27 protein-coding genes and 1 tRNA gene are annotated in these 22505 nt (G+C 42.6%); 6 read left to right on the forward strand and 22 right to left on the reverse strand.

The window, feature by feature from the left end; all coding sequences use genetic code 11:
* The first annotated feature begins 70 nt into the window (after positions 1 to 70).
* Positions 71 to 1273 carry a cation diffusion facilitator family transporter gene (locus D8792_RS05590; RefSeq protein ID WP_125373239.1) on the forward strand — a complete coding sequence of 401 codons (1203 nt, stop codon included), beginning with the start codon at positions 71 to 73 and terminating at the stop codon, positions 1271 to 1273.
* On the opposite strand, the gene D8792_RS05595 is transcribed toward D8792_RS05590, so the two are convergent.
* The 10 genes from D8792_RS05595 to D8792_RS05640 form a co-directional block, all read right to left on the reverse strand.
* Positions 1270 to 2118 carry an amino acid ABC transporter substrate-binding protein gene (locus D8792_RS05595; RefSeq protein WP_125373240.1) on the reverse strand — a complete coding sequence of 283 codons (849 nt, stop codon included), beginning with the start codon at positions 2116 to 2118 and terminating at the stop codon, positions 1270 to 1272. The two genes, D8792_RS05590 and D8792_RS05595, sit on opposite strands and share 4 nt — an antisense overlap.
* A gap of 11 nt (positions 2119 to 2129) precedes the next feature.
* Positions 2130 to 2759: an amino acid ABC transporter ATP-binding protein gene (locus tag D8792_RS05600; RefSeq protein WP_125373241.1), complete on the reverse strand. Its 630-nt coding sequence runs from the start codon at positions 2757 to 2759 to the stop codon at positions 2130 to 2132.
* A gap of 8 nt (positions 2760 to 2767) precedes the next feature.
* Positions 2768 to 3409, reverse strand: a complete 642-nt coding sequence (locus D8792_RS05605; protein WP_125373242.1) for an amino acid ABC transporter permease — start codon at positions 3407 to 3409, stop codon at positions 2768 to 2770.
* Between the two features lie 186 nt (positions 3410 to 3595).
* A tRNA-Arg gene (locus D8792_RS05610) sits at positions 3596 to 3667 on the reverse strand.
* A 40-nt stretch (positions 3668 to 3707) separates the two neighbouring features.
* Positions 3708 to 4055, reverse strand: a complete 348-nt coding sequence (gene rplS, locus D8792_RS05615) for a 50S ribosomal protein L19 (RefSeq protein ID WP_005590628.1) — start codon at positions 4053 to 4055, stop codon at positions 3708 to 3710.
* Positions 4056 to 4173: 118 nt separating this feature from the next.
* On the reverse strand, positions 4174 to 4500 hold the full coding sequence (gene crcB / locus D8792_RS05620) for a fluoride efflux transporter CrcB (protein WP_185758406.1): 327 nt from the start codon (positions 4498 to 4500) through the stop codon (positions 4174 to 4176).
* Positions 4497 to 4871 (reverse strand): fluoride efflux transporter CrcB, encoded by a 375-nt coding sequence (gene crcB, locus D8792_RS05625; RefSeq protein WP_125373244.1) that lies wholly within the window; start codon positions 4869 to 4871, stop codon positions 4497 to 4499. Before crcB (D8792_RS05625) ends, crcB (D8792_RS05620) begins: the two co-directional genes overlap by 4 nt.
* Positions 4868 to 5134 carry a chorismate mutase gene (locus tag D8792_RS05630; protein WP_125373245.1) on the reverse strand — a complete coding sequence of 89 codons (267 nt, stop codon included), beginning with the start codon at positions 5132 to 5134 and terminating at the stop codon, positions 4868 to 4870. The genes crcB (D8792_RS05625) and D8792_RS05630 overlap by 4 nt, the downstream gene beginning before the upstream one ends.
* Before the next feature lie 154 nt (positions 5135 to 5288).
* Positions 5289 to 6671 (reverse strand): Fe-S cluster assembly protein SufB, encoded by a 1383-nt coding sequence (gene sufB, locus D8792_RS05635; protein ID WP_125373246.1) that lies wholly within the window; start codon positions 6669 to 6671, stop codon positions 5289 to 5291.
* A gap of 123 nt (positions 6672 to 6794) precedes the next feature.
* Positions 6795 to 7235 (reverse strand): flavodoxin, encoded by a 441-nt coding sequence (locus D8792_RS05640; RefSeq protein WP_037586414.1) that lies wholly within the window; start codon positions 7233 to 7235, stop codon positions 6795 to 6797.
* A 105-nt stretch (positions 7236 to 7340) separates the two neighbouring features.
* Between D8792_RS05640 and D8792_RS05645 the strand changes: the two genes are divergently transcribed.
* Together D8792_RS05645 and D8792_RS05650 are read left to right on the forward strand one after the other, a co-directional pair.
* Positions 7341 to 8276, forward strand: a complete 936-nt coding sequence (locus tag D8792_RS05645) for a DHH family phosphoesterase (protein WP_125373247.1) — start codon at positions 7341 to 7343, stop codon at positions 8274 to 8276.
* 105 nt (positions 8277 to 8381) lie between these two features.
* A complete protein-coding gene (locus tag D8792_RS05650) occupies positions 8382 to 8624 on the forward strand; it encodes a type B 50S ribosomal protein L31 (protein ID WP_048763695.1) in 243 nt (80 codons plus the stop codon).
* A 156-nt stretch (positions 8625 to 8780) separates the two neighbouring features.
* Here the strand turns inward: D8792_RS05650 and D8792_RS05655 are convergent, their stop codons facing one another.
* From D8792_RS05655 to cdaA, 6 genes are all read right to left on the reverse strand, one after another.
* Complete coding sequence (locus D8792_RS05655; RefSeq protein ID WP_045499399.1) at positions 8781 to 8936, reverse strand: hypothetical protein; 156 nt, start codon at positions 8934 to 8936, stop codon at positions 8781 to 8783.
* An 11-nt stretch (positions 8937 to 8947) separates the two neighbouring features.
* Positions 8948 to 10258: a GTPase ObgE gene (obgE, locus tag D8792_RS05660; RefSeq protein ID WP_125373248.1), complete on the reverse strand. Its 1311-nt coding sequence runs from the start codon at positions 10256 to 10258 to the stop codon at positions 8948 to 8950.
* A gap of 52 nt (positions 10259 to 10310) precedes the next feature.
* Entirely contained in the window at positions 10311 to 10439 is a 129-nt protein-coding gene (locus D8792_RS05665; protein WP_065426516.1) for a DUF4044 domain-containing protein, read from the reverse strand.
* Between the two features lie 195 nt (positions 10440 to 10634).
* Positions 10635 to 11987, reverse strand: coding sequence for a phosphoglucosamine mutase (gene glmM, locus D8792_RS05670; protein ID WP_125373249.1), 1353 nt, complete (start codon positions 11985 to 11987; stop codon positions 10635 to 10637).
* Positions 11988 to 12016: 29 nt separating this feature from the next.
* Entirely contained in the window at positions 12017 to 12766 is a 750-nt protein-coding gene (locus D8792_RS05675; RefSeq protein WP_125373250.1) for a CdaR family protein, read from the reverse strand.
* Complete coding sequence (cdaA, locus tag D8792_RS05680; RefSeq protein ID WP_125373251.1) at positions 12753 to 13610, reverse strand: diadenylate cyclase CdaA; 858 nt, start codon at positions 13608 to 13610, stop codon at positions 12753 to 12755. The genes D8792_RS05675 and cdaA overlap by 14 nt, the downstream gene beginning before the upstream one ends.
* Positions 13611 to 13717: 107 nt before the next feature.
* Between cdaA and murT the strand changes: the two genes are divergently transcribed.
* From murT to D8792_RS05695, 3 genes are read left to right on the forward strand one after another with little or no spacing between them, the layout of a single operon-like run.
* Positions 13718 to 15061: a lipid II isoglutaminyl synthase subunit MurT gene (murT, locus tag D8792_RS05685; RefSeq protein WP_125373252.1), complete on the forward strand. Its 1344-nt coding sequence runs from the start codon at positions 13718 to 13720 to the stop codon at positions 15059 to 15061.
* Positions 15061 to 15846 carry a lipid II isoglutaminyl synthase subunit GatD gene (gene gatD / locus D8792_RS05690; protein WP_125373253.1) on the forward strand — a complete coding sequence of 262 codons (786 nt, stop codon included), beginning with the start codon at positions 15061 to 15063 and terminating at the stop codon, positions 15844 to 15846. The genes murT and gatD overlap by 1 nt, the downstream gene beginning before the upstream one ends.
* 14 nt (positions 15847 to 15860) lie before the next feature.
* Positions 15861 to 16118 carry a LapA family protein gene (locus tag D8792_RS05695; RefSeq protein WP_125373254.1) on the forward strand — a complete coding sequence of 86 codons (258 nt, stop codon included), beginning with the start codon at positions 15861 to 15863 and terminating at the stop codon, positions 16116 to 16118.
* 26 nt (positions 16119 to 16144) lie between these two features.
* On the opposite strand, the gene lepB is transcribed toward D8792_RS05695, so the two are convergent.
* The 6 genes from lepB to D8792_RS05725 all read right to left on the reverse strand — a co-directional run bounded on the left by lepB (position 16145) and on the right by D8792_RS05725 (position 22423).
* Positions 16145 to 16702 carry a signal peptidase I gene (gene lepB / locus D8792_RS05700; protein WP_125373255.1) on the reverse strand — a complete coding sequence of 186 codons (558 nt, stop codon included), beginning with the start codon at positions 16700 to 16702 and terminating at the stop codon, positions 16145 to 16147.
* Between the two features lie 152 nt (positions 16703 to 16854).
* Entirely contained in the window at positions 16855 to 18804 is a 1950-nt protein-coding gene (thrS, locus tag D8792_RS05705) for a threonine--tRNA ligase (protein WP_125373256.1), read from the reverse strand.
* Positions 18797 to 19441, reverse strand: coding sequence for a nucleoside/nucleotide kinase family protein (locus D8792_RS05710; protein WP_125373257.1), 645 nt, complete (start codon positions 19439 to 19441; stop codon positions 18797 to 18799). Before D8792_RS05710 ends, thrS begins: the two co-directional genes overlap by 8 nt.
* A gap of 266 nt (positions 19442 to 19707) precedes the next feature.
* Positions 19708 to 20073 carry a hypothetical protein gene (locus D8792_RS05715; RefSeq protein WP_125373258.1) on the reverse strand — a complete coding sequence of 122 codons (366 nt, stop codon included), beginning with the start codon at positions 20071 to 20073 and terminating at the stop codon, positions 19708 to 19710.
* A 36-nt stretch (positions 20074 to 20109) separates the two neighbouring features.
* Positions 20110 to 21423 (reverse strand): glycosyltransferase family 4 protein, encoded by a 1314-nt coding sequence (locus D8792_RS05720; protein WP_125373259.1) that lies wholly within the window; start codon positions 21421 to 21423, stop codon positions 20110 to 20112.
* 1 nt (position 21424) lies between these two features.
* The gene (locus D8792_RS05725) at positions 21425 to 22423 is read right to left on the reverse strand and encodes an LTA glycolipid anchor biosynthesis glycosyltransferase, IagA/BgsA family (protein WP_125373260.1); all 999 of its coding nucleotides are present in this window, start codon (positions 22421 to 22423) and stop codon (positions 21425 to 21427) included.
* Positions 22424 to 22505 lie beyond the last annotated feature (82 nt).

Genomic DNA, 22505 nt, shown 5'->3' on the forward strand with positions numbered 1-22505 from the left:
AAAAGGCAACTGTCCTCAATTGAAATTCAAGTGTGAAAAAGCTATAATAGTAGTCTAGAAAGGAGCAGCCATGAACAATCATCCAAGTGACAATCTCAAACTTGCCGAACGAGGCGCCCTCCTAGCAATTGCCACCTACATTGGCTTATCCGTTACAAAGATCATTGCAGGTACGGCACTGACATCCTCCAGTTTGACGGCGGATGGTTTCAACAACGTATCCGATATCGTTGCCAATATAGCAGTCTTAATCGGTTTGCGCATGGCAAGAAAACCAGCGGATAAGGACCACCGCTTCGGCCATTGGAAGATTGAAGATCTGGCCAGCTTAATTACTTCTTTCATCATGTTTTTTGTCGGTTTCAATGTCCTCATTGATACGGCTCAAAAAATCATTAACAAGGAAGAAACCTTGATTGATCCTGTGGGAGCCATCGTCGGGATTGTATCGGCCATCATCATGTTTGGCGTTTATCTTTACAATAAAAACCTAGCCAAAAGGGTAAAATCCAAAGCTCTGGATGCGGCTGCCAAGGACAATCTCTCGGACGCCATCACTTCTCTGGGCACATCGGTTGCTATTATTGCCAGCTCCCTGAAGTTTCCCATCGTTGATAGGCTAGCAGCCATCATTATTACTTTTTTCATTCTGAAAACAGCCTATGATATTTTCATGGAGTCCTCCTTCAGCCTATCAGACGGCTTTGATCAGGACCTTTTAGACGACTATAAGCGTGCCATTCTGGAAATTCCTAAAATCACACGCGTCAAATCCCAGCGTGGTCGGACCTATGGCAGCAATATTTATCTAGATATTATACTGGAAATGAATCCTGACCTCTCCGTCTTTGAAAGCCACGAAATTGCTGATCAGGTGGAGGACATGCTCAAGGAAGACTTTGGTGTCTTCGACATTGATATTCACATTGAGCCAGCCCCTATTCCTGAAGATGAGATTCTGGATAATGTCTGGCAAAAGCTCCTGATGCGTGAGCAATTAGTCGACCAAGGCAGTCAATTGGATGCACTTCTTTCTTCCGATTTTGTCTACATTTCCCAAGATGGTCGCCAGCTGAACAAAGAGGAATTTCAACTAGAAAGAGCCCAAACTTCTCCTATCAAAAATTTAGAAATTACATCCGTCAGCCAAAAAACCAAGCTGATTCGCTATCAAATCGGGGATGTCATCCATACTAGCCTCTGGCGCCGCCACGAAGTCTGGCAAAATATCTTCCACCAAGAAACACGAAAAAAACAACTAGCAGAAAACTAGTTGTTTTTATATGCTTTCACTTGGTCTGTTGCAATATCCTCTCCAAACCACTTTTCAGCGATTTTCTGGAATTCTCCCTCTTGGTATAATTTTCCGAAAGCAGCATTTACTTTTTCAACTAAAGTACGGTCCGCCTTTCTAGCTCCGACCGCAAAGTCCTCGCTTTCAAATCCAACTGAAAAGACTGAATACTGATCTAAAATTCCTTCTTCTGTCAGATAATAATTGGCATAAACGCGGTCAATCAAGAGTCCATCAATCCGGTCGTTTTGCAAGTCAATCAAAGCCTCGTTGAAGCTTTGGTACTGGGTCGCCGTCTGATTTTTGACAAAGGTTTTCAATATTTCAGGATTGCTTTCAAAAGCTACATAGCCAGAAGATCCCGTTTGGGCACCCAATACTTTTCCTGCCATGTCACTGGCCTGTGAGATATGAGAGGACTTTTTGCTGACCAAAACCTGCTCATTTTTCATATAAGGAATGGTAAATTGCACCTTTTCCATTCGCTCATCCGTTGCGGAATAGCCATTCCAGATAAGGTCAATCGTGCCGTTGGTCAACTCTGTTTCTTTCATATCCCAATCAATCGGCTGCCATTTCACCTCAATCCCATATTCCTTAAAAACAGCATTGGCCAGATCAATGTCAAACCCTGCGTAAGTGCCATCTTTTTGCTCAAATCCCATAGGGACAAAGGTATTATCAAAGCCGATTGTAATCTGTTTTTTCTCCTCGTACTTACTCCAGTTATCCAAGCTGGGATCACTGACATTGGAACTACAAGCACTAAGCAGAAAGGTTAGGATCAGGGTCAGACAGGTCAAAAGAATATTCTTTAGTTTCATTCGGACCTCCCTTATTTTGGTATGACTTTGAGAATAGAATCCGCAATATTTTCCGCAAACTGCAAATCATGTGTGACCACAATCTGTGTCATTCCCATTTCACGATTTTGAAGGATGAGTTTTTCTACTTCCAAGCGTAAGGCAGGATCCAAGGCAGAAGTCGGCTCATCATATCCGATAATCTCTGGGTTGATCATCATAGCACGAGCCAAAGCGACCCTCTGTTTTTGCCCGCCTGACAGCAAATAAGGATAGGCATTGGCATGCTCGGACAAGCCTAAGCGGGCCAATAAATCCTGCGCCTTCTCTTCAGCTTCTTCTTTGGAAACATTCATTGTATGTATAGGTGATAGAGTCAAATTTTCCAAGACAGACAAATGAGGAAAGAGCTGAAAATCTTGAAAGACAAAGCCTAGAAGATTACGCTTTTCAAGCTCTGCGACATCCAAAATCTCTCCATTATAAATTACTTGTCCTGAATCAATTGTCTCCAAGCCTGCCAGCATACGCAGAAGGGTTGTCTTCCCTCCGCCCGAAGGTCCAACAATGGCCAATACTTGCTTTTCAGGCACAATCAAATTAAAATCCTTTAGAATCTGCTTATCACCAAATTTTTTACTAATATTTCGTAATTCTAACATAATAGCACCTACTTATAATAACTAAATTTCTTTTCGACCTGCTTGGCAATCAAGGTAGCCAAACCGATTAAAAGTAAGTAAATCAAGCCTGCAACAAACATTGGTGCCAGACTGGCATCTCGGTTGGCCGCTGTTCGACTAGCCAAAATCAAATCTGAAATGCCTAAAGCATAAACCAAAGAGGTATCTTTCACCAAAGTCATGACTTCATTAAATACGCTTGGTAGCACAATTTTTACGACCTGCGGCAAAATAATCAGGCGAATCGTCTGAACTGGAGTAAACTTCAAAACCTTCGCAGCTTCATACTGTCCAGTCGGAATGGAAGAAATACCGCCACGGAAGATATCCGCAAAATAAGCGGCGTAGTTTAGTGTAAAGGCAATAATCGCTGCAGGAATCCGATCCAGCCGAATGCCGATACTTGGCAAAACATAGTAAATAAAGATTAACTGCAATAATAGCGGCGTCCCACGCATAATCCAAATGTAAATATGAAGCAGCCATTGCAGGGGCTTTAAGCGAATTTGCATCGAAAAAGTCAGCATAATTCCCAAAGGAATCGAAAAAACCAAGACCAAAGCAAACACCTGCAAGGTAGTTGCCGCTCCACTTAGAAGACTAGGTAAAATTTCCAAAATATAGCTCATTCTCTTCCTCCTAAATAAATATTTTACCATTATAACAGGATCTCAAGAAAATACAAGCAGATATTGCAAAAAAGTTATAGCACAAAAATCGAAGTCGAATAAAAAAGATTTTTGAAACTTTTGGGGCGGATTTAGGGTGAATAGAACAAAAACCCTTGTAAATCAAGGGTTTTAAGTATGGTTTCATGTCCCCTGCCGGAATCGAACCAGCAACTACTCCTTAGGAGGGAGTTGTTATATCCATTGAACTAAGGGGACTAGAGAAAAACTCTGCCAAGTGACAGAGTCATTTCTGATATTAACGACGGATTTCTTTGATACGCGCTGCCTTACCTTGCAATGCACGAAGGTAGTACAATTTAGCACGACGAACTTTACCGTAACGAACGACTTCAATCTTGTCAACACGTGGAGTGTGGATTGGGAAAGTACGTTCAACACCTACACCGTTAGAGATTTTACGAACAGTGTAGTTTTCTGAGATGCCAGCACCTTTGCGAGCGATAACGACACCTTCAAAGATCTGGATACGTTCGCGAGTTCCTTCGACAACTTTCGCGTGAACGCGGACAGTGTCACCAGGACGGAATGCAGGGATATCTGAGCGAAGTTGACCTTCAGTCAAGCTTTGGATTAATGGATTCATTTTTTCTCCTATCTTACTAATCTTGTAGTTCTAGACAACAGCGGATTAGCCGTTTTTTTAGTGCATCCATTTATGCACAAAGTATATTATATCAAAATTTAAAAAAATGTAAAGATTTTTAGATAAAAATTCCTAAAAGAATGGCTAAAAATCCTATAAGGTAAGTCAGCATCAGATAGAGGCTAAATTTCTTCTTATCTGAGAACAGCTCTGCTAATTCAGCATNAAAAGTGGAAAGAGTTGTNAAACCGCCACAAAAACCTGTTGCCAAAATACTATACAGCTGCTTATCTTGGATATGATTATAAAAATACCCAATCAAAAAGGCTCCTAATATATTAGCCATCAAGGTGCCTACTGGCAAAGCAGCCCTGCTATTGACCTTAGAAAAAAAGTAACGGACAAGAGCTCCTAGACCGCAAGCAATGAGCAAAAACCAAATCATGCGGTCACCTTCCCTCCAGCCCATAAAGCAATGCAAAGGCTGCCGCCGATACTCAAAGCAAGATATAGGAGCAATTCTGGATAACGGCCTAAATCCAACAATTTGAGCGAATCTAATAGAAGACTAGAAAAAGTCGTCAAGCCGCCACAAAATCCCGTCGACAAAGCCAATAACAAACGCTTGGAAACTTGCTTACGACTGAGATAGCCTTTAACCAAATAGACTAAGAAGAAAGTCCCCAAATAGTTGACTAAAAGTGTCGCTAGCGGAAAATGTCCCGTAAATGTGAAAAAGGATGAGCATTGATAACGAAGTAAACCGCCTAGCATAGCTCCCAAGAAGATTGCTAAAGAATTTTTTACTTCACTCATCGAATTTGTTTCTCCTGAAAAGCACGTGAATGCTTTAGGATGTCCGCAAAGGTCGCAAGAATCGTTTCTTGATAGTCCTTATTTTCAATCTTGTTCGCAACTCTAGCAAAGATCCTTTCTTCTCTCTTAGGATCTGCGACAGCCTTCCCAGTCGATTTTTTAAAAGCCACAACTTGGCCGACCAAATTCATACGCTGCTCTAGTAAGGCAACGAGTGCGTCATCTACTTGGTCAATTTCCTGTCTGATTTCTTCTAACGTCATCTCATTCCTCCTCATATTCTATCTATCATATCAAAAAATAGTAAAATGTTCTAGTTTTATCCTAAATAAAAAAGGTCCACTGGTCCTTAAATTAAAAGAAAACTCGCTTAAGCGAGTTTTTATCTGCAACCTAAAAATACTCATTAGGGTATTTTTAGCCAACGGACCCTTCCATGCTCATGTTGATGAGTTGGTTGAGTTCGACGGCGTATTCCATTGGTAGTTCTTTGGTAATGGGTTCCATAAAGCCGTTGATAATCATTGCTGTGGCTTCTTCTTCGCTGATACCACGGCTCATCAGGTAGTAGAGCTGGTCCTCAGACACTTTAGAAACCTTAGCTTCATGCTCTAACGCGACATTGGAATTATGGATTTCGTTAAAAGGAATAGTATCAGAACTAGACTCACCATCCATCAGAATGGTATCGCACTCAATATGAGATTTGGAACCAGCACTATTCTTACCAAAGCGAACCTGACCACGATAGTCTGTCTTACCTCCATCCTTGGCCACTGATTTAGAAATTAAGGTACTGGAAGTCTTGGGCGCATTATGAAAAACCTTACAACCAGCATCTAAGTGCTGGCCATAGTTAGCAAAAGACATAGAGAGGACAGAAGTTCTTGCATTGCGACCATTAAGAATGCTACAAGGATATTTCATATTGACCTTGCTGCCTAAGTTCCCATCAATCCACTCTAAGGTGCCGCCCTCTTCAACAATTCCTCGCTCCGTTACAAGATTATAGACATTGTCCGACCAGTTTTGAATGGTTGTATAGCGGAAAAAGGCATCCTTTTTGACAATGATTTCGACATTTGCCGCATGAAGGCTATTAGTCGTATAAGTTGGTGCTGTGCAGCCCTCGATGTACTGGATAGAACCGCCCTCCTCGATAATCATCAAGGAGCGTTCAAACTGGCCGGCATTTTCACCATTGATTCGAAAATAGGTCTGAACAGGAACTTGGCACTGGACGTTCTTGGGCACATAGATAAAGGTTCCGCCGGACCAAACTGCACTATTAAGCGCAGAAAATTTATGCTCAGCATTTGAAATCACAGTACCAAAATACTGCTTGACCAAGTCCGGATATTCCTGCACAGCCGTATCCGTATCAGTAAAGATAATCCCCAACTTGGCAAATTCTTCTTTCATATTATGGTAAACCACTTCAGATTCATACTGAGCCACAGCTCCAGATAGAAAGCGCTTCTCGGCTTCTGGAATTCCCAAGCGATCAAAGGTTTTCTTAATCTCCTCTGGAACTTCATCCCAACTACGAGCCCGATCTCCGCTTAGTTTCTGGTAGTAGATAATATCATCAAATCGAATACCTGATAAATCAGGGCCAAAGTCGGGCATGGGTAACTTATGAAATAGTTCCAAAGAGCGGAGGCGATAATCCAACATCCACTGGGGCTCATTTTTTATTTCGGAGATTTCTCGAACAACTTCTTCAGTCAGGCCCTTACCAGTTGAAAAGAGTGGCTTGACATCATCATGAAAGCCAAAGGCATAGTCGCGTTCTTTCATAGGAACTCCTCCTTTATCTAAGGGATAACGCTTACCTATATTATACTCCTAATCATGAGAATTGTCAGAAAATAATACTTTAACAAAAGAAAAACGACCACAGCCGCTTTCCATATTGTTATTTTAAACTTTACTTACCAACTCTTCCGCAAATGCTTCCAAGCGCTCAATATCATCTTCTTCTGCAGAAAGATCTACTTTGACACATTCTGAACCTTTCACTGCTCCTGTAGCCGCAAAAACAGCATCAAAATCATCAACAGCCTTGCAGAATTCATCATAAAAAGTATCGCCTGAACCGACCACTCCGTAGACCTTGCCAGACAAGTCCAATCCAGACAAGTCTTCGTAAAAGTCCATCATCTCATCAGGTAGCTCACCATCCCCATAGGTATAGGTCGCTACAATCGTAATATCCGCTTCCAAGAAATCTTCTGCATCGACAGTGGTACACTCGTCCACTTCAACTTCTACATCTAGTTCTCTTAGCTTATCCGCCACAATATCGGCAATTTCCTCGGTGTTTCCAGTCATACTGGCAAATACAATTTTCGCTAAGGTCATAGTTCCCTCCAAATTATAATCTTCATTCATTATAACACATCTTTTTTATTTTAAAAATAAAAATTCTTGTGCTACAATAACTAGAGAAAGTTTAAGAGGTCTACAATGAGTATCTATAGCAAAATTCTGAAAAAAATTAAAGAATACGATAAAATTATCATCCACCGCCACATGCGCCCTGACCCAGATGCGATTGGCAGTCAAGTCGGTTTACAAAAGCTTCTCCAACTCAACTTTCCTGAAAAATCCATCAAAGTGACAGGTTATGACGAACCAACCCTTACTTGGCTAGCCAAGATGGATGAGGTGGCCGATTCTGACTATGAGCAAGCCCTGGTAATCGTGTGCGATACAGCCAACACTCCTCGTATTGATGATCAACGCTACAGCATGAGCGACTTTTTGATTAAAATCGACCATCATCCCAACGATGATGCCTACGGAGATTTGCTGCTGGTTGATACAGATGCTAGTAGCACGAGCGAAATTATCGCTCTTTTTGCCTTCGAAAATCACTTAGAAGTAAATGACTATATCGCTAAACTTCTTTATGCTGGCATTGTTGGGGATACAGGTCGCTTCCTCTACCCAACGACTACTGCACGCACATTTGAAGTAGCTGGCAAACTTCGCCAATACGCTTTTAATTTCTCAGAGATTTCTCGAAAAATGGACTCCATCACGCATCAAGTTGCCAAACTGCAAGGTTATGTTTATGATAATTTAGAAATTGATGAGAATGGTGCTGCGCGCGTTATCCTATCTCAGCAGTTATTGAAAGACAATCGATTGACCGATGCTGATACTTCAGCAATTGTAGGTGCACCCGGACGGATCGAAGATGTCCAGATGTGGGCCATCTTTGTCGAGCAGCCTGACGGCCATTATCGTGTGCGGATGCGCAGTAAATTTACTCCAATCAATGAAATTGCCAAGCAACATGATGGAGGTGGCCATCCGCTTGCCAGCGGTGCCAATGCTTATTCCAAAGATGAGGTCGACTTGATTTATCAAAAATTAAAAGAAAGAGCAAAAAAGTAAGAAAATCATCCAAAAGACTTGTCAAATCATTTAGAATTTGATAAACTATCAAAGTAACTAATCTATGGCTCGCAAAGAGTCCATGGCAGAAAGGATTTTTTTAAAATGAGAAAAGACATTCACCCAGAATACCGTCAAGTTGTATTTATGGACACTACTACTGGCTACAAGTTCCTTAGCGGTTCAACTAAACGTTCAAACGAAACTGTTGAATTCGAAGGCGAAACTTACCCATTGATCCGTGTCGAAATTTCATCAGACTCACACCCATTCTACACTGGACGTCAAAAGTTCACTCAAGCAGATGGACGTGTGGATCGTTTCAACAAAAAATACGGTCTCAAATAAGAACCATATTAACATTAAAAAGAATGTTGATACAAAGCCATTTCCGAGAAATCGGATTGGCTTTTTTTGTTTTTCCAATAGAAAATCCTTCGAAATGTAGAATGAGGCAGCATGACTACTGTCACTCATTCCTTCATCTCAAAGGATCGGTTTCAACTATTGATTTTCTTTCAATTTTTCTCGCTCAAGGCGAAGTTTGCGATTTGGATTTAGCCGGTTGAAGAGTTCTTCCAGCTTTTTTGCATTCCAAACATCTGCTGCCGAGACAAAGTTGCCATTTTCGTCTCGGAAAGATATTGGCTTATCACCCATTACATATCTCCTTAGTCAACAAATTCAAACTCAAACTTACCGATGCGCACCAAATCTCCGTCCTTGGCACCACGCGCACGAAGCGCCTCGTCAACGCCCATACCACGCAACTGACGAGAGAATTTCATGATGGACTCATCACGGTCAAAGTTAGTCATTGTAAAGAGTTTTTCTAGTTTATCACCTGAAAGCACCCATGTAGCATCATCATCACGGGAGATTTCGAAGGCTGGCGCTTCTTCATCAAAGCCATAATAAGCCTCGTCTTCCATATCAGATTCTTCATAAAGTAGAAACTCAGGTGTCTTATCCAGCAACTCAGCTGTCGCATCCAAGAGCGTTGCAAGCCCCTGCTTGGTCAGACTAGAAATAGGGAAAATCTGCGGCAACTCTTCAAATTCATCATAGTTGGCAGCCAGTTTTTGCTTGAATTCTTTCAAGTTTTCTGCGCTATCAGGCATATCCATCTTATTGGCTACGATGATCTGCGGCCGTTCCATCAAGCGCAAATTATAGGATTCTAGCTCTTTATTGATCGCAAGGTAATCTTCATAAGGATCGCGACCCTCACTGGCAGACATATCAATAACGTGCAAAATGACCCGTGTCCGCTCGATATGTCGAAGAAACTGGGTGCCTAGACCCACGCCCTGACTGGCTCCTTCGATCAACCCTGGCAGATCGGCTACAGCAAAAGATTCCCCAGACTGAGTCCGAACCATGCCCAGATTAGGAACAATCGTGGTAAAGTGATAAGCTCCAATTTTCGGCTTAGCTGATGTAATCACACTCAGAAGGGTTGATTTCCCAACCGAAGGAAAACCAACCAGACCAACATCGGCCAGCACTTTTAGCTCCAGCAGTAATTCTCTTTCCTGACCAGGCTCCCCATTTTCAGAAATTTCCGGAGCAGGATTTTTAGGTGTAGCAAAGCGAATATTGCCACGACCGCCACGACCGCCATGCGCTACGACGAAACGTTGACCGTGTTCAATCAAATCCGTAATGACCTTGCCAGTTTCAGCATCACGAACGGTCGTCCCCTGCGGTACACGGACAATCAAATCCTCCGCTCCTCGGCCATGCATTCCCTTAGTCATTCCTTTTTCACCTGATTGAGCCTTGAAATGACGGTTGTAACGGAAATCCATCAAGGTGCGCAGTCCTTCATCCACGACAAAAATCACATCACCACCACGACCACCATCGCCGCCCCAAGGTCCACCATTGGGTACATATTTTTCTCGGCGAAAGGCTACCATGCCATCGCCGCCCTTGCCAGCCTTGACCTGAATCTTGGCTGTATCTAAAAACATACTCATATAAATTCTCGCTTCTTTTTTACTCTAAAAAAACGCCTTGCAGCGTTTAGGATTAGAAGATTACGCCGATAGCTTGTGCAAAAATTGCACCAATCGTTACAAGTAACATGATTACCACGACCAGCATTGTCAATTTTTCAAATCCAGTTTTTTTACGTTGTCCGTTATCTCCAAAAGCCACTTTATTACCTCAATTCCTAGATTACTCCCTATATTTTAACACGATTAGCATACTTTTTCAAATATTTACGAGATGAAAAAGAAAAAGAGAGGTTTTACTCCATTAGCCAAAAAATCCTAAAGGATATTTATGAAAATAATTTAAAAAGATTGAAGAACTCACTCCAAATAGGAGGCTTCTCCAATCTTTTGACTTTTATTCGATACCAATTTCAGCACGGACAACATTCGCAATTGTGTCCACATAGTAGTCCACTTCTTCGTGAGTTGGCGCTTCAGCCATGACACGCAGAAGCGGTTCTGTTCCGCTTGGACGGACAAGGATACGGCCGTTTCCTGCCATTTCAGTTTCCATTTTTTCAATAATGTCTCTGATGGCTGGTACTTCCATTGCCTTATCCTTCATAGCATTTTCGACACGGATATTGACCAATTTTTGTGGGTAAATGGTCACTTCTGATGCAAGTTCAGACAAACTCTTACCAGTTTCTTTCATCACTTTGGTTAATTGCACCGCTGACAATTGACCATCACCAGTGGTATTATAATCCATGATAATGACATGTCCAGATTGCTCGCCACCTAGATTATAACCGTTCTTGCGCATTTCTTCTACCACATAGCGGTCACCAACGGCAGTCACTACTTTATTGATGCCTTCGTGCTCCAAGGCTTTATGGAAACCAAGGTTGGACATAACGGTAGTCACAATTGTATTTTGAGCCAATTGGCCTTTTTCAGAAAGATACTTGCCGATGATGTACATAATCTTGTCACCATCTACAATATCGCCATTTTCATCAACAGCAATCAAACGGTCACTATCACCATCAAAAGCGAGACCAATCGCTGCACCTGATTCATGGACCGTTTCCTGTAAGCCTTCTGGATGAGTAGAGCCTACATTTAAGTTAATGTTGAGGCCATCTGGATTTTCTCCGATAACAGTCAGCTGGGCACCCAAATCAGCAAAAATTTGACGGGCGCTAGTTGAAGCAGCACCATTTGCTGTATCAAGAGCAACGTGCATTCCTTCAAGATCTAAACCTGTTGAAACGATATATTGTTGGTACTTACGCAAGCCTTCAGGATAGTCCACGACTTTCCCTAATCCCTCAGCACTTGGACGTGGAAGGGTATCTTCTGCTGCGTCCAGCAAAGCTTCGATTTCAAGTTCGCGTTCATCATCCAGTTTATAACCATCGCCGCCAAAGAATTTAATGCCGTTATCAAGAGCAGGATTGTGACTAGCTGAAATCATGACACCCGCGCTAGCTTTTTCGGATTTGACCAAGTAGGCAACACCCGGAGTAGCGATCACACCAAGTTTGTAGACGTGAATCCCCACAGAAAGCAGACCTGCAATCAAGGCACTCTCCAACATTTCTCCTGAAATACGTGTATCACGGCCAACAAATACCCGAGGAACTTCACTTTCGTGTTGACTCAGAACATATCCACCAAAACGACCCAGTTTAAAGGCCAATTCCGGCGTTAATTCCACATTAGCTTCTCCACGAACACCATCGGTTCCAAAATATTTACCCATTTTTAAAATTTTCCTTTCAAATCTTGCATTTATTTACTAGATGAATTCGAACTTGAGCTCGATTTTGAGCTTGACGAATTCGAATGTGTCGTTTTGGTCGTAACTTTCATCGTTGTTTCAAACGGTGTCACAACACTTGGCAAAACATTCCCATTGGCATCCATGGCCTGTAAGGAAGCTGCCCCACTGTAATTTCCTGAAATAGTGACGTTGCTTGGTAAGACTGCTGCGACATGATTAACTTTTTCCAAAGTTTCTTCATCGCTTGTCACTGTGACTTCTTCGTGCTCCAAGCTCACATTTGTGATAGAAATATCTTCTGCAACCTGACTGGCTGTGATGAGATACTTCACTGGCACTTTCTTGCTTGCTTTTTTACCTATCTTGACTGAAATTTTTTGCGGATTGACCGTAGCAGACAGGCCGCTTGGTAGATTTTCGACTTTCAGCTGCACTTCGACTGTTCCTTCTGATGCATTAGATAAATCCGCTACCACATGGAACTTCCGTGTACTCTCCTGCATTTCGCTACTTAAAGCCACTCTATTAGAACCCGTCAAAACAACACTAGCCTCGGAAGTAAAGCCGCTAATGAAGTACCGTTCACTATCATACTTGATATCAATCGGGACATTAGAAATCGTATTACTATAAGTTTCCGAGGTCACTTGGCGAATACTGATACTATTTTGAAAACTACTAGACGTCGCATAAATAAACAAAACCAAAGCAAAAAATAAGGAGGAAATAATATAGAGAATTTTTTTACTTTGTTTCATTCTTCCATCCTCCTAGCAAACGATTCTTTAGGCTCATTTTCTCATGCTTGTCTGATAAGAGAACTTCCCGCAGTTGTGATTCGAACTCGCTCAAACTCAAGTCATGCTTGAAGACTCCATTATGTGTCGTAGAAATACCGCCTGTCTCCTCAGACACGACAAAAGTAAAGGCATCTGAAACTTCTGAAAGGCCAATCGCAGCCCGGTGACGAGTCCCAAATTCCTTGGAAATACCTGTGCTTTCTGTAAGTGGCAAATAGGCACACGAAGCAGCAATCTTGTTATCTTTGATAATAACTGCCCCATCGTGCAGCGGCGTATTGGGAATGAAAATATTGATCAACAGTTCCCCAGAGATATCCGCATCCAGTGGGATTCCCGTTGCAATGTATTCCTGCAACGTTCGAGCGCCCTGAATAGCTACCAAGGCACCGATCTTACGCGGACTCATGTAAGCTACTGCCTTAACAAAGGCTTGAATCAATTTCTCCTCACTGCTGACTGGAGCAGCAGAAAAAATCTCAGTTGCTCTACCCAGCTTTTCAAGACCAGTCCGAATCTCAGGCGAGAAAATCACCACTGCCGCAATGACCCCGTAGGTAATAACCTGATTGATCAACCATGAAATGGTCGTCAAACCAATGATATTCGCTAAAAACTGTGCCAAGATGAAGAAGAGCACTCCCCGAACCAGAATCATAATTTTGGTCCCGGCAATTGCTTTAGTAAAATGATATAAAATCCAGGTAACTAAAGCAATATCAATAATGTTGATTAAAATATTCCAAGGATTACTGAATACATTAGACCAGTATTGGAGATTGGTTAATTGTTGAAAGTTCATTGCATAGTGGCCCTCCCAGTCAAAAACAAACAGTTCTCAACCATTATATCACTTTTAAGGATATTTTTCTGTAACCTTCTTTACTTTTTTATGATAAAATATTTCTTATGAAGATAAATACAGCATTGGGCCTCCTAGCAGGCAAGTCCTCCCACTTTGTTCTCAGCAAAATGGGACGCGGCTCGACTCTGCCAGGGAAAGTTGCCCTCACATTTGACAAAAACATTCTGCAAAACTTGGCCAAGAACTACGAAGTTGTGGTTATTACTGGAACCAACGGAAAGACTCTGACTACAGCTTTGACTGTGGGCATTCTCAAGGAAGCTTTCGGAGAAGTGGTGACCAATCCTAGCGGTGCCAATATGATTACCGGGATTACCACAACCTTCCTGACAGCTAAAAAAGGCAAATCTGGCAAAAATATCGCTGTGCTGGAAATAGATGAAGCCAGCCTGTCTCGGATTTGTGATTACATCAAGCCTAGCCTCTTCGTCTTTACCAACATTTTCCGAGACCAGATGGACCGCTATGGTGAGATCTACACGACCTACCAGATGATTCTGGATGCTGCAGCTAAAGTACCTGAAGCGACTGTACTGATGAATGGTGACAGTCCGCTCTTTAACTCGGTCAGCCTGAAAAATCCTGTCCGCTACTATGGTTTCGACACGGAGAAAAGCCAGGCTAAGCTAGCTCACTACAATACAGAGGGCATCCTCTGTCCTAAGTGCGAGCATATCCTCAAGTACGAGTTCAATACTTATGCAAATCTCGGAGCTTACATCTGTGAGGACTGTGGCTTCAAGCGCCCTAAGCTAGACTACAGTCTGACCGCTCTCAAAGCACTTGAGCACAATCGCTCTGCCTTTACCATTGATGGACAAGACTATCAGATCAATATCGGTGGTCTCTACAATATCTATAATGCCTTGGCCGCTGTGTCAGTTGCTCAGTTCTTCGGAGTTGAGCCGGCTACTATCAAGGCTGGCTTTGACAAGAGCCGGGCTGTCTTTGGCCGTCAGGAAACTTTCAAAATTGGCGATAAGGAATGTACCTTGGTCTTGATCAAAAATCCAGTCGGTGCGACCCAGGCCTTGGAAATGATTGAGCTGGCACCTTTTGACTTTAGTCTATCTGTCCTGCTCAATGCTAACTATGCGGACGGCATTGATACCAGCTGGATCTGGGATGCCGATTTTGAGAAAATTTTAGAGATGGATATTCCTCGGGTCCTCGCAGGTGGAGTTCGCCATTCTGAGATTGCTCGTCGACTGCGAGTAACAGGCTATCCAGCAGATCAGATTACCGAAGTCAAAGATTTGGAAGCAGTCTTTAAGTTGATTGAAGAGCAAGAAACCAAGCACGCCTATATCCTAGCTACTTATACCGCTATGCTGGAATTCCGCGAGTTGCTGGCAGAACGACAAGTAATCAGAAAGGAGATGAACTAATGGTTTATAGATCCCTCGTTTCTCCTGCAAACCAGGATTATCACTATGACTTAAAAATCGCTCATCTCTACGGCGACCTTATGAATACCTACGGCGACAATGGCAATGTTCTCATGCTCAAGTATGTAGCTGAAAAGCTAGGTGCTAGGGTTGAGGTTGATATCGTTTCTCTAGAAGATGACTTTGACAAGGATAGCTACGACATCGTCTTCTTTGGCGGAGGTCAAGACTATGAGCAAACGATCGTGGCTCGTGACCTGCCAGCTAAAAAAGAAGCTTTGGAAAGCTTTATCAATGAAAATGGCGTTGTACTAGCTATCTGCGGTGGATTCCAACTCTTAGGCCAATACTATATCGAGGCTTCTGGCCGTCGAATCGAAGGTCTGGGCATCATGGGCCACTACACCCTCAACCAGACCAAAAACCGCTATATCGGTGACATTAAGATTCATAATGATGAATTCGATGAAACCTACTACGGCTTTGAAAACCACCAAGGACGTACTTTCCTCTCCGACGATGAAAAACCGCTGGGTAAAGTCGTTTATGGAAATGGCAACAATCAAGAAGACGGTAATGAAGGCGTCCACTATAAGAATGTCTTTGGTTCCTACTTCCATGGTCCCATCTTGTCTCGCAATGCGAATCTGGCCTACCGTCTGGTGACCACTGCTCTGAAAAACAAGTATGGCTCAGATATTAAACTGGCTGCTTATGAAGATATCCTTGCACAAGAAATCCCAGAAGAATACGGAGATATCAAAAGCAAGGCTGAGTTTGAATAAATAGGAGAATCGTTATGAAAGAAAAATTCCACTATATCCTGCTCTTGATTACCATTTTATTGGTTGCCAGTATTTCCTTAGCCAATATGCAAAGCGTCAATGTTAGTTTTATCCTCTTCAGCTTCAAACTTCCCTTGATCATATTGATTTTGGTCTCTGTTCTCCTAGGCTCTGTCACGACCTTTCTCATCAGCATGCCCAAGAACTTCTCGCTAAAAAATGAGCTCAAGAAAACCAAAGAAGCTCTGAAAACATCTCAAAAAGAAAACTAGGCTGGAAATTCCAGCCTAGTTTTTTACTACTTTGTTTCAACAAAACCAAATTTATCTAAAGGAGAGATACGGAATTCTATAATTCCCTTAATCTGCTCCTTTTTGATCAGACCAAATTCTCGACTGTCTTTCGTATTTTCCCGTCGATCATTCAAGATGAGAAAAGAATTTTTAGGGATGGTATCAGAAGTCGCTCCTTTTAAGTCAACAACAGAAAAATCGTGGGTATAATAGCCCGTGCTGGCAGCTGAAGCCAGATATTTCTCTCGCATCTTTTCGATATATTGCTCTGATTGCACCTGATTGTTCAGATACAGCAAGTTATCCATATAGGTCACCTTGTCATTTTCCATAGCAATAACACGGCCGACATATTCTTTTCCATCGACCTCATAGAGGGCAAATTCCCCACGAGCAAGCTTGGCTGTCTTATCCGCCAAGACCAAATCATTTTCCGCTAAGAAAGAATTGGCATCTTGCTTGGTGATACGATAAGGTGTATAGACAAACAAGCGTAGCCCCACCAGAATGGCAATAAATACCGTCACAATGATAATATTTCTCAGTAAATCTCTCTTTAACATCTCTCTCCCCTGTCCTTTTATTCCATTATATCATTTTTCATGGGATTAGACAAAACACTGAGATGAGAGAGGGTTACGTTTAACAAAATTGTAAAAAATGAAAAGGCAAAGCCTATTGAGGAGCTTCCTCGATCGAATTTGCCTTTCTAATTTTAATCTTCTTTAGCCACGCGTGATTTGTTAGCAATATCAGCCAGGATAGTTTGAACAAATTCATCAACTGAAACAGTTTGTGTTTCTTTTTGTCCATAGCGACGAACGTTAACGGTTCCGTCTTCTACTTCCTTGTCACCAACGATCAATTGGTAAGGAATCTTGCTNGTTTGAGAAGCACGGATCTTGAACTGCATTTTTTCATTGCGTTCGTCCACATCAGCACGGACACCGCGGTCACGAAGTTTCTTAGCCACTTCCCATGCGTAGTCCACGTGTTTTTCGTTAGAAACGGGGATGAGGGTTACTTGATGTGGTGCAAGCCATGTTGGGAAGGCACCCTTGTAGTTCTCAATCAAGATAGCTGTAAAGCGTTCCATGGTTGAGATAACCCCACGGTGAATCATAACTGGACGGTGCTCTTCGCCATCAGCTCCGATGTATTTGAGGTCGAAACGTTCTGGAAGCAAGAAGTCAAGCTGGATAGTAGAAAGTGTTTCTTCTTTTCCTAGGGCAGTCTTCACTTGGATATCGAGTTTCGGACCATAGAAGGCAGCTTCACCTTCGGCTTCAAAATAGTCAACACCCATTTCATCAAGGGCTGCACGAAGCATAGTTTGAGCATTTTCCCACATTTCATCGTTGTCAAAGTACTTGTGAGTATCTTGAGGGTCGCGAAGAGAGAGGCGGAAGCGATATTCAGTCAAGTTAAAGTCTTCGTAAACGTCGATAATCAACTGAAGGGCACGTTGGAATTCTTCTTGGATTTGTTCTGGAGTAACAAAGAGGTGACCGTCGTTGAGAGACATTTCACGCACACGTTGAAGACCAGTTAGGGCACCAGATTTTTCGTAACGGTGCATCATACCGATTTCAGCGATACGGATTGGCAATTCACGGTATGAGTGAACATGGTGTTTGTAGACCTGGATGTGGTGTGGGCAGTTCATTGGACGAAGAACGAATTCTTCCCCGTCACCCATGTCCATAGTTGGGAACATGTCTTCTTGGTAATGATCCCAGTGACCAGAAGTCTTGTAAAGTTCTACTGAAGCAAGTGGTGGAGTGTAAACGTGTTGGTAGCCAGAAGCCAACTCCTTGTCGACAATGTAGCGTTCCAATTCACGACGGATAGTCGCACCATTTGGCAACCAGAATGGAAGTCCTTGTCCGACTTCTTGTGAAATCATGAAGAGGTCGAGCTCTTTACCAAGTTTGCGGTGGTCGCGTTCTTTGGCTTCTTCACGCATTTGAAGATAGTTCTTCAAGTCTTTTTTGTCAAACCAAGCTGTACCGTAGATACGTTGCATCATCGCATTGTCGCTATTTCCACGCCAGTAAGCACCTGCTACATGGAGAAGGTGGAAGATTTGGATGCGACCTGTTGAAGGAACGTGAGGTCCACGGCAGAGGTCCACGTATTCGCCCTGACGGTAGATGGTCAAACCACCCTCGTCTTCAGAGTGTTCTTCAATCAATTCCAACTTGTAAGGATCGTTTTTAAAAATTTCACGCGCCTCATCCTTGGTCACTTCCTCACGGATGGATAGGAAGTTTTCTTTGACAATCTTCTTCATTTCTTCTTCGATACGAGGCAGGTCTTCGTTGGAGATTTGGCCAGCTTGATTGTCCGTATCGTAGTAGAAACCATCTTCGATGGCTGGGCCAACCCCTAGATGAATGTCTGGAAAAAGGCGGCGAGCTGCTTGGGCAAACAAGTGAGCAGCTGAGTGGCGCAAGATTGGCAGAGCATCTTCATGGTCAGGTGTCACGATTTCAATAGAACCATCTTCAGTGATGGCACGAGTCGTATCAATCAATTTGCCGTTAAATTTACCAGCCAAGGCCTTTTTAGCTAGGGAATTGCTGATGGATTGAGCAATATCAAAAGTTGTAACGCCAGATTCGAATTCACGAACAGCGCCATCTGGGAAAGTAATCTTAATCATGGTTTTCTCCTTTAATATCTATTCTATTTTTATTGGACAATTTAAAGATTCGAGCAATCTCTTCCGCAGTCTGCTTTTCTGATTGACGACCATCTGTCATGAGACTAGAATAACCTAATTTCATCGCTTCCTGCCGAACCATTTGAGCAAAAAGAATGTCTCGCTGCATCCAGTTTTCAAAAGCTTGCTCAGGATTGGTAGTTCCCTCTAAGACATAAGGAACCCATTCTCTCTGTTTATAGTGCTTTTTCTGAAAATCAGCTGTCGGAGTCAAGCATAGATAGGAAGACGCTGGGCATTCAAGCTCCTTTACCAAGTGAGGCAAAAGTCCTGCCCCCTCCACCAAGAGAGGTCTATCTTGATTTTTTATCAAGTAAGATTTCACATAAGGAAAAATCTCTTCATAAAAGCGCCATTCTTCATCTGCCATCTCTTCTGGACTTCTCATCCAGATTTGTTCTGGACTTCTGTCCTGTCTCAGAAGGCAAATCGGCTGTGAATCTGTACTTGCTTGACTCATCATCTCGTCTACCAAATCATCCAATTTGATATGAAGTAGTTGATACTGTCTAACAAGAAGTGAAGCAATTGTTGACTTCCCACTACAAGGCGATCCGCCAATCATATAAAGCATCATTCTTCCTCCTTCTGACAAAATAAAAACGACATCCTAAAAAGGACGTCGCAACGTGGTTCCACCTTCATTTATGCAAGTCAAAAAGACTTACACCTCTGATTGGCTCTAACGTAGCCACCGTTTTATGTTTTCATAAAAGCCAGTAGAGTAGTCCCAACTGCATCCTCTGCGCGATTTCCAGCTCCACGCGCTCTCTAAAAGATTTCCTGCAGGTGATATGTCTCTAAAAATTATTATAGCACGATTGAAAAAATTTGCAAGAACTTTTATTGGTTTTCAGCTCTGCTATTTTTCCTAGTAAATCTATAAATCAAATGCCCCAAGCCATTTCCAGCTAGTGAGAAAAGGAAATAGGCGGCATGATAAAGAGGAATCCACTCTCCAAAGGTGAAAATAGTCAGGAAAAATAAGAGGGCAACCAAGAAAGAAAAGCGCAAAGAAAACCCATATAAAGCTGCATAGAGCAGGGACACCAACAAGGTTGCCAGGGGAGAGTAGATGAGAACATTTCCAACTACTAGCCCCTTACTTAACATGGAATCCATGGGCAAATACCGTAACAGTATATAAAAGACAAAATAGAAAAAGAAAAGGGGGAGCAAAAAGAAAATTTCTTTTTTATGGACTTTCATAAGAGCACCTCCGTTCATTAGGTCTTATAAGGAAGTTTATTCCCAATATTTCCGAATATTCTTTATCTGCTTCTTAGATGCTTTTATCATCCTAGTTGAGCTGTTTACCGGCAGTGACATGATTTTTCCTGGCAAATAGACAATGGTCTTGGCTAAGCGTTTGGCCATCGTTTCTTCAGGATTGAGATCATTATGAAAATCCTTGCTAATGGTCAAATCCAAATAGAATTCATAGACACGGCGACCAAAATTCTCAGCGGAAATCTCGTATAATTTATCGGCTAGCTTTTTCTCGTCCATATCTGGTGTTGCCAAAATGGCTTCTAAAATAGCCCCTGCTAAATCTCGATTTTCATAATAGAGTGTACCAAAAGTTTTATCGCTGATGACATTGTCCAGATAAGGATTGCCATGGGCGATGATGGGGGTACCGCTGGCTAGGCTTTCCAGATAAGTCAGCCCCTGCGTCTCACTGGTTGAGGCCGAAATAAAGAAATCTGCTGCTTTATAGTAGAGAGCAGTATCGCTCGGTGCAATCATCCCTGTAAAAATGACAGCATCCTCAATATGGAGCTGGGCTACCAAGGCTTTCAAGTCCTCAGCATAAGGCCCATCTCCGACAATGACCAACTTCACCTTGGCATTTTCTTCCAAAACCATTGGCAGTGCTTCAACAATCGCCTGGATATTTTTCTCGTAGGAAATTCTGGATAAACTGAGCAACATGATTTCGTCTTCTGCTATGCCCAGCTTAAAGCGCAGTTTCTTGATGTCTTCCCGTGAGAGTTCTGGGCGGTCAAACTTGGCCAAGTCGATTCCTGTTGGAATAACCCGTTTTTCCGCCTTGATTTTATAACCAACCAAAAGGTCATAGACAATCTCAGAAGGACAAACGACACCATCCAAATCGCTCATGAAACCACGCACGATGTACTTGACCATACTCGGACGAATCACCATGCCCTTGGCAAGATAGTGCACATAGTCCTCATATTGGGTATGGTAAGTGTGAACCACTGGAATCCGCAGTTCCTTGGCAATCCAGATGCCCAAAAGACCCAGCGAAAACTCTGTCTGAGTATGGATGATATCTAACTGGTACTGGCGAGCAATTTCTAAGGCATTTGAAAAACCACGATAAGCCACGCGCCGATCCTTAAATGCGAAGAAAGGCACGCTGGGAATACGGATAATCTGCCAATCTTCATAACGGTTGACATCCTTGTCCGTCGTAGTGAAAATAAAGACTTTATGACCTAGTTTCTCTAGCTCAGTCTTGAGGGTGCGAATGCTCGTCGCCACCCCGGAAACCTGAGGAAAATAGGTATCTGTAAAAAGACCAATCCGCATATCACATCTCCAAAACTGTTTGGTAAGCCTTGACTAACTGAAGTGCGACATCATCGATAGAGCGACTCTCCGCAACACGATAGCCTGCCTCGCGTTTATCCACTTTTCCGTCAAGAACCTTACGAAGCGATTCAACAAACTCATCTACATTATGACAAAGCTCCGCCGACTCTTCATCAATCCAGCCATTATAAACAGGAATATCACGCAGGACCACGTGTTGCCCGCTGGCTAACGCTTCTAGGACCACTATCCCTTCTGTCTCCTCATAAGACGGGAAAAAGAAGGCGTCACTGCCTGACATAGCTCCTTGGAAGACTGCACCTTTGAAATAACCCGGAAATTCCACGTTTTCTGGATGATTATAGAGGACAAGATCTCGAATCTTGCGCGGAATAAGCCAAAGATTGATAGAACCCAGCCAGATAAAGCGGACATCTGGCATTCTGCGAGCTACTTCGACAAAGTCTTCGATTCCTTTTCGTCTGAAATAAAGGCCGGCACAGATTACGACTTTCTGCCCCTCTGCAATCTGAAAATGTTTTTTAAAGACTGCTTCCTTGCGTTCATCTTTCTTGTATTTCGACAGGTCAATGCCGTTTGAGACAGCCATAATGGGCGTCGTCACACCGTAGGATTGAATCAATTTTTTTGAATACTCAGACGGAGTAATGATAAAATCCGCCATTTTATACATGTGCGCTAGATATTTGCCAAACAAGGGCGCAAAAAGATTAGAACCAATAAAAGAATTTTCAAAGTCTTCTTTTGTCGAATGTCCGTGCATGATCACTTTTTTGCCTCCCCTCTTAGCTGCGTGAAGAAGAAGCAAACTACGAGGTCCGTAAGTGTTGATGTGCACGACATCATAATCTCCTAAAACATCTGTGGTATAAGGAATTCCTGCCAGATCCAATGCATGCATTTGATGCTGCAAGGCACGGCCGATGCCTGACTTTTCTAAAACAGACTTTCCTTCTAGATATAGTAATACTTTCATATCTTCTATTATACCAAAAGAAGCAAAAAAAGAAACGCCAAGGGAAGATTAGCAGTTAAATAATGCACTCAACCTTCCCACA

It is taken from the genome of Streptococcus cristatus (assembly GCF_003943505.1).
Taxonomy (GTDB): Bacteria; Bacillota; Bacilli; order Lactobacillales; family Streptococcaceae; genus Streptococcus; species Streptococcus cristatus_E.